Origin of the sequence: Salinispora mooreana, from assembly GCF_000379065.1 — a bacterium.
In the GTDB taxonomy this organism is placed as follows: Bacteria; Actinomycetota; Actinomycetes; order Mycobacteriales; family Micromonosporaceae; genus Micromonospora; species Micromonospora mooreana.
In genome coordinates this window covers 3,722,473-3,735,674 of sequence record NZ_KB900614.1, presented here as the reverse complement: position 1 = coordinate 3,735,674, position 13,202 = coordinate 3,722,473, and the positions used below count along the sequence as shown (strand labels likewise).

Below are 13,202 nucleotides of genomic sequence, written 5' to 3'. Positions count from 1 at the left end.
TCCGGGTTGACCTCGGGTGGAGGCCGACCCGGACCGGGCCCCGGCGCCCTCAGTGGGCGCGGTTGACGGCGCTGGTCACCGCCCTGATGGTGGCGGTGACGATGTTGGCGTCCACGCCGACGCCCCAGACCGTACGGCCATCCACCTCGGACTCCACGTACGCGGCCGCCTGGGCGTCGCCGCCGGAGGAGAGGGCGTGTTCGTGGTAGTCGAGGACGCGTACGTTGACGCCGAGGGAGTGCAGCGCGTTGACGTACGCGTCCACCGGGCCGTTGCCGATGGCGGTGACGGCGTGTTGCCCGCCACCGTGCCCGACCAGCGCCTCGAACTCGACCTTGCCGTTCACCGTGCCGAGCGTGTAGTCGGTCAGGGTGACCGTGGGGTTCGCCTGGTGGTCGAGCAGGTACTGCCGGGCGAAGATCTCCCACATGGTCTGGGGGTCAACCTCGCCGCCGCTGTCGTCGGTGACCTGCTGAACCACGCCGGAGAACTCGATCTGGAGCCGGCGGGGCAGGTCGAGCTGGTGCTCGGTCTTCATGATGTACGCGACGCCGCCCTTGCCGGACTGCGAGTTGACCCGGATGACGGCCTCGTAGGTGCGACCCAGGTCCTTCGGGTCGATCGGCAGGTACGGCACCGCCCACGGGTGCTGCTCGACCGGGATCCCGGCGGTGTTGGCGGAGGCCGCGAGGGCGTCGAACCCCTTGTTGATCGCGTCCTGGTGGGAGCCGGAGAAGGCCGTGTAGACCAGATCACCGGCGTACGGGTGGCGGTCGTGCACGGGTAGCTGGTTGCAGTACTCGACGGCGCGTTTGATCTCGTCGATGTTCGAGAAATCGATCATAGGATCGATGCCCTGGGAGAAGAGGTTCAGGCCCAGGGTGACCAGGTCCACGTTGCCGGTGCGCTCGCCGTTTCCGAAGAGGCAGCCCTCGATCCGGTCCGCGCCGGCCAGCAGGCCCAGCTCGGCGGCGGCCACACCGGTGCCCCGGTCGTTGTGCGGGTGCAGGCTGAGCACCAGACTGTCTCGGCGGGGCAGGTGTCGGTGCATCCACTCGATCGAGTCGGCGTAGACGTTCGGCATCGCCATCTCGACGGTTGCGGGCAGGTTGACGATCAGCCGGTGGTCGGGGGTCGGGTCGAGGACCTCGATCACCTTCGCGCAGACCTCCACGGCGTAGTCCAGCTCCGTGCCGGTGTACGACTCGGGGGAGTACTCGTAGTGGATGTCGGTGTCCGGGGTGTGGATCTCCGCGTACTTCTGGCAGAGCCGGGCGCCGGTGGTCGCGATGTCGGTGATGCCGTCGCGGTCCAGCCCGAAGACGACCTGACGTTGCAGTGTTGAGGTCGAGTTGTAGAAGTGCACGATCGCCCGCTTTGCACCCCGCAGTGCCGTGAAGGTGCGGTCGATCAGGTGTTCCCGGCACTGCGTCAGCACCTGGATAGTGACATCGTCGGGGATCAGGTCCTGCTCGATGAGCTGCCGGACGAAGTCGTAGTCGGACTGGCTGGCCGAGGGGAAGCCGACCTCGATCTCCTTGTAGCCGAGCTGCACCAGGAGCTGGAACATCCGGCGCTTGCGCTCGGGGGACATCGGGTCGATCAGGGCCTGGTTACCGTCTCGCAGGTCGACCGCGCACCAACGCGGCGCGGTCTCGACCTGCCGGGTGGGCCAGCGGCGGTCCGGTAGGTCGGTGCGGAACTGCCGTTGGTAGGGCTGGTAGCGGTGGTACGGCATCCGGCTGGGGCGTTGCCGGGCGATGGGATCGGTCTCAGCGTCGGGGGTGCCAGCAGGGTGGGTCATGCGGAGTGCCTCCGTGGTCATGCGACGTCAGCAGTCGAGGTCGGCGGGGCGCCGAAGGATGGGTCGGAGCGGGCGGCGCGGTTCGACCCCGCGGCGAGGTGCCGGCCGTCAGGCCTCGCCGCGGCGACCAAGGAGAAGCAATGCCTGCCACATGACAGCGTCACCCTACGTGGCGGGGGACAGATCTGGGAAGGATCGCCCGGACTGTGAGATGGGGGTCGCAGTCGGGTGGGCCAGCAGCAGGTCGGCGACGGGTCGACGCCGTCGGAGGCCGGTCTCTGCCTCGATCAGGTCGGCGGGGAGGTCGAGGGGGTTACCGAGCCGGCCGATCGCCACCACCGCGGCGGGCCGGATGGTGGCGGGGAGTTCGAGCTCGCTGGTGAGGCCGGCGCGGTCCAGCTCGCGTAGTTGGCGGGCGTGCAGCCCGAGCGCGGTCGCCTGCGTGGTTAGCTGCGCCACGGCCTGTCCCAGGTCGTAGGCGGTCTCCGCGGCCGGTTCGGTGGCGGGCGTGAGGTGCGCGGCGAGTAGTAGCAGCGCGGCGCGGCCCGCCCACCGCTGGTCCCGTTCCGGCAGGTTCACCATGATCCGTTTCCACGTCTCGTCATCCCGGTGGCCGAGGGCGAAGCGCCATGGTTGCCGGTTCGCCGCCGAGGGCGCCCACCGGGCCGCCTCCAGGAGGAGGTCGATCTCGGCCGGGCCGAGATCGGCGTCGGGGTCAAAGGACCGGGGGCTCCACCGGAAGGCAATCAGCGGGGTGAGGTCGGTCATAGGAAGAACCATCCCCTATAGGGCTTTTGTCTATTTGGTTGGGGGCGGGTGAATGTGGGAAAAGGCACCCGTAACGGTCCGCTGTCCGGAGCGTTGCGGCGCTCGGGGCCGGATGCTGGGATCACGCGACCCGATCGGATGGTCCGCCGGATACCCTGAGGGCGTCTTGACCTGACGCCGCCGGCTCCGTCGGCGGCGTCGGCACGCTCAGGATCACTGGGAGGGAGTGCGCCGTCGTGGCACTCGTGGTGCAGAAGTACGGCGGATCCTCCGTCGACAACGCCGAGCGGATCAAGCGGGTGGCTGAGCGGATCGTCGCCGCCCGCAAGGCTGGTGACGACGTGGTGGTGGTGGTCTCCGCCATGGGCGACACCACCGACGAGTTGACCGACCTGGCCAACCAGGTCAGTCCGTTGCCGCCCGGCCGGGAGCTGGACATGCTGCTCACCGCCGGGGAGCGCATCTCGATGGCGTTGCTTGCGATGGCGATCCACAACCTGGGATACGAGGCGCGGTCGTTCACCGGCTCGCAGGCCGGTGTCATCACCACCTCGGTGCACGGTCGGGCGCGGATCATCGACGTCACGCCGGGGCGGCTCAAGGGCGCCCTCGACGAGGGCGCGGTGGTCATCGTCGCTGGCTTCCAGGGCGTGTCGCAGGACACCAAGGACGTCACCACCCTGGGGCGGGGCGGTTCGGACACCACCGCCGCGGCTCTCGCCGCCGCGCTCGACGCCGATGTGTGTGAGATCTACAGCGACGTCGACGGCGTCTTCAGCGCAGATCCGCGGATCGTGCCGGACGCCCGGCACATCCAACAGATCACCTACGAGGAGATGCTGGAGCTCGCCGCCTGCGGCACCAAGATTCTGGCGCTGCGCGCCGTGGAGTACGCCCGCCGGGCGGGGTTGCCGGTCCACGTCCGTTCGTCATACTCGACCAACACCGGCACGATGGTCACCGGATCGATGGAGGACCTTCCCGTGGAACAGGCGCTGATCACCGGAGTCGCCCACGACCGTAGCGAAGCCAAGATCACGATCGTCGGGGTGCCCGACGAACCGGGTGCGGCTGCGCGGATCTTCGACACCGTCGCTGGTGCGGAGATCAACATAGACATGATCGTGCAGAACGTCTCCACCGAGGGCACCGGCCGGACGGACATCTCGTTCACCCTGCCCAAGACCGACGGCCCCACCGCCATGGCCGCGCTCAGCAAGATCCAGGACAGCGTCAAGTTCAAGGGCCTGCTCTATGACGACCACGTCGGCAAGGTCTCGCTGATCGGTGCCGGGATGCGTTCTCACCCGGGCGTGGCAGCCGGTTTCTTCGCCGCCCTCGGCCAGGCCGGCGTGAACATCGAGATGATCTCCACGTCGGAGATCCGGGTATCGGTGGTGTGCCGTGACACCGACCTGGACAACGCCGTACGCGCCATCCACGACGCCTTCGAGCTCGGTGGTGACACCGAGGCGGTCGTGTACGCGGGGACGGGGCGGTAGCCCGTGGCGTCGCAGCCCACCCTGGCTGTGGTCGGGGCGACGGGCGCGGTCGGCACCATCCTGTGCGAGCTGCTCACCGGCCGCCGGAACGTCTGGGGTGAGATCCGACTCGTCGCCTCCGCCCGGTCAGTCGGGCAGACGGTGTGTTGCCGGGGCGAGGAGTTGACCGTCCAGGCGCTGAGCCCGGAGGTCTTCGACGGCGTTGACGTGGCGGTATTCGACGTTCCGGACGCGGTCTCGGCCCAGTGGGTGCCGATCGCGGTTGACCGGGGTGCCATCGTGGTGGACAACACGGCCGCATTCCGGACCGAACGCGACGTTCCGTTGGTGGTCCCCGAGATCAACCCGGAGCAGGTCCGGAACCGGCCCAGGGGCATCGTCGCCAACACGACCTGCGCGACCCTCGCCATGATCGTCGCGGTGGCGCCACTGCACCGCGAGTACGGCCTGCGGGAGCTGGTGCTCTCGTCCTACCAGGCGGTCTCCGATGTCGGGCAAGCCGGGGTGGACACCCTGCACCGCCAGCTCGTCAAGATTGTCGGAGACCGTGGGCTCGGCTCCCGCCCCGGAGATGTCCGGCAGGCGGTCGGGGACGACCTCGGCCCCTTCCCCGCACCCCTCGCGTTGAACGTGGTGCCCTGGGCCGGGGTGCCCAGCGACGGCGGCTGGTCCTCCGAAGAGGTGACCCTGCGTAATGACTCACGCAAGATCCTTGACCTGCCCGATCTGAAGGTCACCGCCACCTGCGTCCGGGTGCCCGTGGTCACCGGGCACTCGGTGGCGGTGCACGCTGTCTTCGGCACCGAGGTGGATGCTGAGGGGGCCAGTGAGGTGCTGCGCAACGCGCCTGGCGTGATCCTCGTGGACGAACCGGCGGCCGGCGAGTTCCCGATGCCGATCGACGCGGTCGGCACCGACCCGTCCTGGGTCGGCCGCCTCCGCCGTGCCCTGGACGACCCTCGTGCGCTCGACTTCTTCGTGACCGGGGACAACCTCCGCAAGGGTGCCGCCCTGAACGCGGCGCAGATCGCTGAACTCCTGGCCAGCGAAGTGACGCAGCGTTGACGGTTCAGGCGGCGGCCAGGCGTACGCCGTCGCGGCCCTCTCGTTTCACCCGGTAGAGCGCCTGGTCGGCGCGGTGGAGGGCGTGGCCGGCGGGCTCGTCCGGGTGCGGGAGGGCGACACCCACGCTGATGGTGCGGCCAATTCGGCGCGCCGCCGAAGTGAGGCGTTCGGCGACCCGGACCGCCTCCTCGGGGCGGTTCACCTCGATCACTGCCGCGAACTCGTCGCCACCGGTCCGGTACAGCTCGTCACCCTGGCGCAACGCGCCCTCCAACGCCCGTGCCAGCCCCACCAGCAGCCGGTCACCGACCTGATGGCCGTACGTGTCGTTGACGGTCTTGAAGCCATCCACGTCGATCGCGAGCAGGGCCGTACGCCCGGGGGTGGCCGCGGCGATCCGCTCCCCGAACGGCCCGGTGTGCCGCAACCCGGTCAACGGGTCGGAGCTCGCCCGCTCGCGGAGCCGAGCCACGGTCCGGAGCCGGTTCAGGGCGCTACCGGTCTGGCCGGCGAGCAACTCCAGCAGGTTGACGGTGGTCGGGTCGGGTCGGAGCCGCCGTGCGTCGGCGACCAGCAGCAATCCGGCCTCGTCGGCTGCGCCGAGCGGCACCGTCACCAGCGTGTGCACCCCCGCGCGGCGCAGTGGAGCATAGTCGTCGGTAGCCGACGGTTCGGTCTCACCGAGGGTGTAACCGGCACCGTAGCGGTGGGCCAGGTCGACCATCGGCGCCAGCGCCTCCGGGCCGGCCGCGGAGAGCGCGGCCCGGACCCGGGCCTCCAACTCGTCGGGGCTGGTGGTCGGCGCGCACAGCCGGGGCCCCCGCTGCCCGGCGAGCACCAGAACGGCGGTGGAGAGCGTTGACACGTCCCGAGCGGCCGTACTGGCCGCGTGTCGCAGCTCCCGCTCGGTGTCGGCGGTGGCCAGCGCGGCGGCGTGCCGCAACAGCTTCTCGCTTCGGGTCTCCGTCGGCGGTCCGCCGAGTGCGACGATCCGCGCACCGAGCTGTTCCGCGAGGCGTTCGGCGGTGTCCCGCCACGCCACCAGGTCCGTCGGTTGGCTCCAGAGCAGGTCGAGGACGCCGACCGGTCGGCCCGCTGGGCCGGGCACCGGTACGCAGACCTCACCGGTGGCATCGGGGCGGACCGGGAGGCGATCCGGGTCCTCGCCGAGATCGGTGATGACCGCGGGGCGACCGGTGGTATGCACCCGACCGGCGACGCCCGCCGCCGGCGGGACGGTCGAGAAGACCTGCCACGACCCGGTGGCCGCGATGCAGCGGAGCCGGTCGTGGACCTCCAACAGCACCGAGATGGTGGCCGGGGTGGATCGGGCCAGGGTGGCGACGGTCCACTGGCACGCCTCAGCAACGGTCGACGCCATCGGTAGGCGGGCCGTGCCGTCACGGATGATTCGCTCGTGATCCACTCGCATGTCGTCCCAGGTCGGAGGTGCGGCCGCTGCCGGTGTCGTGATCCAGGGTAGCCAGCCGGTCGCGGCACCCCGGTCTGCTCGGTCCGGCGTACCAGCGGGCAGGACGCCCGATTCTTCAGCTGTGCCGTGCCGCCCGGTCGACTGGTGGCGAGAGCGATGAGAGGCTTTCCCCGGTGCTGGTGGCGGTACCCGCCGCCGGTGTCCGAATCCTGCCGATGGCGCGAAATGGTGGGTGTGCCTAGCCCGGATGTTTCCGCGCCGGTTCCCCCGAGGAGTTCCATGTCCATCCCTGGGATGCGTCGGGCCGCGATCGGCCTGACCGCACTCGCTGTGGCCGCCTTCGGCGCGGTCGCGACCACCCCCGAAGCGGCGGACGCCGGGCCGAAGCCGGTCGACGTCACGCTGCTCGCCCTGAACGACTTCCATGGCCATCTGGAACCGCCCGGTGGCTCCAGTGGCACGATCGAGGACCAGCCGGCCGGCGGGGTCGAGTACCTGGCGACCCACCTGGCCGAGCTGCGCAAGGCCAGCAAGAAGAAGAACACCATCACGGTCGCCGCCGGGGACCTGATCGGTGCCTCCCCGCTGCTGTCGGCGGCCTTCCACGACGAGCCGGCCATTGAGGCGTTGTCGCAGGCCGGGCTCGACTACGCGAGCGTCGGTAACCACGAGTTCGACGAGGGCTCCGACGAACTGCTGCGGATCCAGCATGGTGGCTGTCACCCGGTTGACGGCTGTGCCGACGGCACCCCGTACCGGGGCGCTGACTTCCAGTATCTCTCCGCGAACGCCTTCGTGACCGAGACCGGCCGGCCGCTGCTGCCCCCGTACGCCATCCACCGGGTGCAGGGCGTCAAGATCGGTTTCATCGGAATGACCCTCGAGGGCACGCCGGACATCGTCAGCCCGGACGGCGTCGCCGGCCTGACCTTCGCCGACGAGGCGCAGACCGCCAACCGGTACGCGCGGGAACTGCGTCGCAGGGGCGTGGAGGCCATCGTGGTGCTGCTGCACGAGGGTGGCAACCAGGCCGGTGCCGGTGGCATCAACGACTGCGTCGACTTCACCGGCCCGGTGGTCGACATCGTCAACCGGATGGACCGGTCCATCGACGTCGTCGTCAGCGGGCACACCCACCAGGCGTACAACTGCGAGGTCAACAACACGTTGGTGACCAGCGCCAGCTCGTACGGCCGGCTGATCACCGACATCGACCTGAAGATCGACCGACGGACCGGGGACGTGCTGCGGGCCACCGCCGAGAACCTGGTGGTCACCCGGGACGTCGCCGAGGACCCGGCCCAGACCGCGCTGATCGACCATTACCAGGCCGTCCTCGGCCCGGTCGCCGGCCGGGAGGTCGGTGAGACCACCGAGGCGATCACCCGGACGCAGGAGACCCTCTTCGACGCCGTTCGCGGGGAGTCCCCCCTCGGGAACCTGATCGCCGACGCCCAGCTCTGGGCCACCGAGGGGGACCAGAACGCCGTCGCCGCGTTCATGAACCCGGGCGGTGTCCGGGCCGACCTCGACGCCGGCCCGGTCACCTACGAGGAGGCGTTCACCGCGCAGCCGTTCACCAACAACCTGGTGACCCTCGACCTCTCCGGCGAGCAGCTCTACTGCCTGCTGGAGCAGCAGTTCGTCACCGAGCGGGTGCTCTACCCGTCGGCCACGGTCCGGTATCTCGTCGATCCGGCCGGCAGCACCGCTCCGGCGGACGACCCCTGCGCCGGCACCCGCGTGGTCCGCGGCAGCCTGACCTTCGCCGACGTGCCGGTGGAGACCGACGGCACCTACCGGGTCACGGTGAACAACTTCCTGGCCGGCGGGGGTGACGGCTTCTCCGTGCTCACCGATGGCACCAACCCGGCCACCGGCCAGATCGACCTGGACGCACTGGTCGCGTACCTGACCGCTACCTCGCCGGTCTCCGCCCCGGCACTGGACCGGATCCGTACCACCGGGGAGCCCGGCCGCTGACGCCCCGCCTTCCTGCCCAGACGGGCCCCGGGAACACCGGGGCCCGTCCTCGTCTCTGTCCGCTGCTTCTCGCCGATCAGGGCGTTGCGACGGCCAGTCGGTGGTTGAGGGCGGTGTGCCGGCGGCCGGCGCCGACGGTGCGGACCGCGGCGGCGAGGGCCCGGCGGGAGCCGACCAGGACGACGAGTTGTTTGGCGCGGGTGACGGCGGTGTAGAGCAGGTTGCGTTGCAGCATCATCCAGGCACTGGTGGTCAGCGGGATGACGACCGCCGGATATTCGGAGCCCTGTGAGCGGTGAATGGTCATGGCGTAGGCGTGGGCCAGCTCGTCGAGTTCGTCGAAGTCGTAGTCGATGCTCTCGTCCTCGTCGGTGCGGACGGTCAGCGTCTGCTCCTCGGTCGAGAGCTGGGTGACGATGCCGAGGGTGCCGTTGAAGACACCAGCCTGCCCCTTGTCGTAGTTGTTGCGAATGTGGGTGACTTTGTCGCCGATGCGGAACACCCGCCCGCCGGCTCGCCGCTCCGGCTGCCCCTCCCGATGCGGGGTGAGTCGTTGCTGGAGCAGGGTGTTCAGCGCACCCGAGCCGGCGGGGCCGCGGTGCATGGGGGTGAGGACCTGTATGTCCCGGCGGGGGTCGAGGCGGAACCTGGCGGGGATGCGGGAGCAGGCGACATCGACGGTACGGTCCGCGGTGGCCTCCGTGTCGTCGCAGGCGAAGAGGAAGAAGTCCGGCAGGCCCTGGAGCAGGGGCGGGCGGCCGGCGTTGATGCGGTGGGCGTTGGTGACGACGCCGGACTGGGCGGCCTGGCGGAAGATCTGGGTCAACCGCACCCGCGGGATGGCCGGAGCGGCGAGCAGATCGCGCAACACCTCGCCGGCGCCGACGGAGGGGAGTTGGTCGACATCGCCGACCAGCAACAGATGCGCGCCGGGTGGGACGGCCTTGACGAGCTTGTTGGCCAGGATGAGGTCGAGCATGGAGGCCTCGTCCACGACGAGCAGGTCGACGTCGAGGGGGTTGTCCCGATCGTAGGAGGCGTCCCCGCCCGGGCGTAGCTGCAACAGGCGGTGCACCGTGGCGGCGGGGTGCCCGGTCAGCTCGGAGAGGCGTTTGGCGGCCCGCCCGGTTGGGGCCACCAGGGTGACCTTGGCTTTCTTGGCGGCGGCCAGTTCGACGATCGAACGGACAGTGAAGCTCTTGCCACACCCCGGCCCGCCGGTCAGCACCGCGACCTTCGAGGTCAGCGCGAGCCGGACCGCCTGCTCCTGCTCGGCGGCGAGGTCGTTGCCGGTACGCGCCTTCAGCCAGGTCAGGGCCTTGTCCCAGTCGACGCCCGCGAAGTGGGGCAACCGATCGGCCCCGTCGCCGAGCAGGCGGAGCAGGCTGGTGGCGAGAGATCGCTCCGCCCGGTGGAACGGCACCAGGTACACCGCCCGGACCGGTTCCGCGTCGCCGCCCGGTAGTGGCTCACGGACGACGCCCTCCTCGGCGACCAGGTCGTCCAGGCAGCGGGTGACGAGGTCGGCCGGCACGTCGAGGATCTTCGTCGCGTCCACGACCAGCTCCGGTTCGGGCAGGTAGCAGTGACCGTTGTCGGTGGCCTCGGAGAGCGTGTACTGCAAGCCAGCCATGACCCGCTGCGGGCTGTCGTGTGGGATGCCGACCGACTGGGCGATGGTGTCGGCGGTCTTGAAGCCGATGCCCCACACGTCGGCCGCCAGCCGGTACGGCTCCTTCGTGACCACGTCGGTGGCGGCATCGCCGTACTGCTTGTAGATCCGTACGGCGAGGGAGGTCGAGACGCCGACCCCCTGGAGGAAGACCATGACCTCCTTGATCGCTTGCTGCTCCGCCCACGCCGCGGTGATCTTCGCGGTGCGCTTCGGGCCCAGCCCCGGCACCTCCACCAGCCGGGCCGGCTCCTCCTCGATGACCCGCAACGTCTCCACGCCGAAATGAGCGACGATCCGTTCGGCGAAGACCGGTCCGATGCCCTTGACCAAGCCCGAGCCGAGGTAGCGCTGGATGCCCTGGATTGTGGCCGGCAGAACCGTGGTGTAGGAGTCGACCTCGAACTGCCGGCCGTACCTGGGGTGCGAGGACCAGCGCCCGTGCAGCCGTAGGCTCTCCCCCGGCTGGGCGCCCAGCAGCGCACCCACCACCGTCAACAGATCGCCACTGCGGTCGGTGGCGACCCGGGCCACGGTGTAGCCGGTCTCCTCGTTGACGTACGTGAGCCGCTCCAGCACCGCCTCGAGCGTCGCCAGGGCGGGACGGGGGGCGGCGGCGGTCACGTCGGCCATCCTGCCGTACTCCGGCGGCAGCGCGGCGCTCCGCCTCAGCCCTTCTCCGGGCGGTAACTTCTTGTGGTTACTGTCGGGCCATGCCGCTGAGTTCGCACGAGGTCGAGCTGTTCGAGCGCTCCAGGGCTCGGTTGGAGGCGATCGCCTACCGGCTGCTCGGCTCGGCGAGCGACGCCGAGGACGCGGTCCAGGACACCTTCCTGCGCTGGCAGGCCGCCGATCGCCGGCACGTCCAGACGCCCGAGGCGTGGCTGACCAAGGTGCTCACCAACCTCTGCCTCAACCAGCTCACCTCGGCGCGCGCCCGGCGCGAGGCGTATGTGGGCACGTGGCTGCCCGAGCCGCTGCTCACCGGAGATCCGATGCTCGGCCCGGTCGACACCGCCGAGCAGCGGGAAGCGGTCTCAATGGCGGTACTCGTCCTGCTGGAGCGGCTCTCGGCCAACGAGCGGGTCGTGTACGTGCTCCGGGCGGCCTTCGGCTACTCGCACGGTGAGATCGCCGAGTTCCTCGACCTCACCGAGTCGAACTGCCAACAGATCTACCGGCGGGCGAAGCAACACATCAGCACCGACCGGGTGCGCGCGGACGTGGACGCGACCAGCACGCGGAAGATCGTCGAGGAGTTCCTGGTAGCCGCCACCAGTGGGGAGGTTCAGCGGCTCGTCGAGCTCTTGACCGCGGACGCGACGAGCGTCGGCGACGGCGGCGGCAAGATCCCGGCCCGGACCACGCCGATCGCCGGAGCGCTGGCGGTGGCGAGGTTCCTGCGCGGCCTCTTCGCTCCCACCCAAGCCAAACGCGACCGGATCGGCGGCCGACCCGCTGTCTACGCCGGCGTCGCCAACGGCGGTCCCGCGGTGGTGGTCGTGACCGGCGACCAGGTCGTCGCCATCATGTCGCTGCAGGTGACCGGGGAGGGCATCGCGGCCATCCACACCCAGGTCAACCCCGACAAGCTTGCCCGCGCCACCCACCGCTGGTCCGCGGTCGAGCCCGGTGCACCCGTCATCGAAACCTGGTGACCCAGCTCATAGCCGACTCCTGTCAGCAATCGCGTCGCTATCCGGTTCAGGAAGCGGACGCATCGAGACAGGAGTGAGATCATGAAACACCGCATCGTCGTCCTCGGAGCCGGATACGCCGGAGCCACCGCCGCCGGGCGCCTCGCCCGGCGGCTGCACCCCGACAACGTCGAGATCACTGTCGTCAACGCCGAGGCCGAGTTCGTGGAGCGGGTCCGGTTGCACCAGCTCGCGACCGGACAACGCCTCACCCCCCGCCGACTGCACGACCTCTACGCGGGTACGGACGTACGGCTGCTCCTGGGTCGAGTCACCGCCGTCGACCTCGACGAAAAGGTCGTCACGCTGGTGGGTCAGCAGGGCGCGGACGAGATCGGCTACGACACCCTCGTCTACGCCCTCGGTAGCACCGGTGCCGACCAGGGGGTTCCCGGCGTCGCCACACACGCGTACGACATCGCCGGACGGGAGTCCGCCCTGCGGCTGCGCGATCGCCTGGTCCGCCTCGCCGCTGGCGGGAACGTCCTGGTCGTCGGAGGTGGACTCACCGGCATCGAAGCCGCCACCGAGATCGCCGAGACGCGGCCGGACCTCGCCGTCGCGATCGCCGCCCGCGGCGGCCTCGGCGACTGGCTGAACATCGGGGCGCGGCGCCACCTGCGAGGCGTCTGTGACCGGCTCGGCATCACCGTGCACGAGCACACCGAGGTCGTCGGAGTTGCGGAGGAGAGCGCGGTCACCGGCGACGCCCGAGCCATTCCGGCTCAGGTGACCGTCTGGACGGCGGGCTTCGCCGTTCACCCCATCGCCGCCGCCACGCCGTTGAAGCTCGCCGAGACCGGACAGATCATCGTGGACGCCAGCATGCGCGCGATCTCGCATCCCGACGTGTATGCGGTCGGTGATGCCGCGTTCGCCCAGGGGCCTGGCGGTCAGCCACTTCGGATGTCCTGCGCCTCCGGAATTCCGATGGGCTGGCAGGCCGCCGACGCCATCGCCGCGCGCCTGACCGGTCAGGAGGTGCCAAAGGTCTCGCTCCGCTACTTCAACCAGTGCATCAGCCTCGGCCGGCGGGACGGACTCATCCAGTTCGTGACCGCCGATGACCGCGCCAAAGCGTCGTTCCTCGCCGGGAGGATGGCAGCCCGCTACAAGGAAATGGTCTGTAAGGGAGCGGCCTGGAGCGTCTTCCACCCCACGCTGCTGCTACCGGCCCGTCGCCGCCGCACCGCTGTGATCCGGAAGGAGCGGCGCACCGCATCCGCGTGAGCTGGTGAAGTGCTCGTCACCACCGGGCCTGTTCCCGTGTCGTGCACAT

9 protein-coding genes are annotated in these 13,202 nt (G+C 70.1%); 5 read left to right on the top strand and 4 right to left on the bottom strand.

Annotation, left to right across the window (positions count from 1 at the left end; translation table 11 throughout):
* Positions 1 to 49: 49 nt before the first annotated feature.
* Positions 50 to 1,825 (bottom strand): 2-isopropylmalate synthase, encoded by a 1,776-nt coding sequence (gene leuA, locus SALPAC6_RS0117755; RefSeq protein WP_026189795.1) that lies wholly within the window; start codon positions 1,823 to 1,825, stop codon positions 50 to 52.
* Between the two features lie 144 nt (positions 1,826 to 1,969).
* Positions 1,970 to 2,572, bottom strand: a complete 603-nt coding sequence (locus SALPAC6_RS0117750) for a nitroreductase family protein (protein WP_018254715.1) — start codon at positions 2,570 to 2,572, stop codon at positions 1,970 to 1,972.
* A gap of 236 nt (positions 2,573 to 2,808) precedes the next feature.
* On the opposite strand from SALPAC6_RS0117750, the gene SALPAC6_RS0117745 reads away from it, so the two are divergent.
* Positions 2,809 to 4,074, top strand: coding sequence for an aspartate kinase (locus SALPAC6_RS0117745; RefSeq protein WP_018254714.1), 1,266 nt, complete (start codon positions 2,809 to 2,811; stop codon positions 4,072 to 4,074).
* Positions 4,075 to 4,077: 3 nt separating this feature from the next.
* Positions 4,078 to 5,139: an aspartate-semialdehyde dehydrogenase gene (locus SALPAC6_RS0117740; RefSeq protein WP_018254713.1), complete on the top strand. Its 1,062-nt coding sequence runs from the start codon at positions 4,078 to 4,080 to the stop codon at positions 5,137 to 5,139.
* Between the two features lie 4 nt (positions 5,140 to 5,143).
* On the opposite strand, the gene SALPAC6_RS0117735 is transcribed toward SALPAC6_RS0117740, so the two are convergent.
* Positions 5,144 to 6,565, bottom strand: coding sequence for a sensor domain-containing diguanylate cyclase (locus SALPAC6_RS0117735; RefSeq protein WP_018254712.1), 1,422 nt, complete (start codon positions 6,563 to 6,565; stop codon positions 5,144 to 5,146).
* A gap of 285 nt (positions 6,566 to 6,850) precedes the next feature.
* Here SALPAC6_RS0117735 and SALPAC6_RS0117730 point away from each other — a divergent pair, with 285 nt between their 5' ends.
* Positions 6,851 to 8,554 (top strand): bifunctional metallophosphatase/5'-nucleotidase, encoded by a 1,704-nt coding sequence (locus SALPAC6_RS0117730; protein ID WP_026189794.1) that lies wholly within the window; start codon positions 6,851 to 6,853, stop codon positions 8,552 to 8,554.
* A gap of 76 nt (positions 8,555 to 8,630) precedes the next feature.
* Here SALPAC6_RS0117730 and recD2 read toward each other — a convergent pair whose 3' ends face one another.
* Positions 8,631 to 10,859 carry an SF1B family DNA helicase RecD2 gene (gene recD2 / locus SALPAC6_RS0117725; RefSeq protein ID WP_018254710.1) on the bottom strand — a complete coding sequence of 743 codons (2,229 nt, stop codon included), beginning with the start codon at positions 10,857 to 10,859 and terminating at the stop codon, positions 8,631 to 8,633.
* A gap of 80 nt (positions 10,860 to 10,939) precedes the next feature.
* Here recD2 and SALPAC6_RS0117720 point away from each other — a divergent pair, with 80 nt between their 5' ends.
* A complete protein-coding gene (locus tag SALPAC6_RS0117720; protein WP_018254709.1) occupies positions 10,940 to 11,884 on the top strand; it encodes an RNA polymerase sigma-70 factor in 945 nt (314 codons plus the stop codon).
* Between the two features lie 81 nt (positions 11,885 to 11,965).
* Entirely contained in the window at positions 11,966 to 13,153 is a 1,188-nt protein-coding gene (locus tag SALPAC6_RS0117715) for an NAD(P)/FAD-dependent oxidoreductase (protein WP_018254708.1), read from the top strand.
* The last annotated feature ends 49 nt before the right edge of the window (positions 13,154 to 13,202 follow it).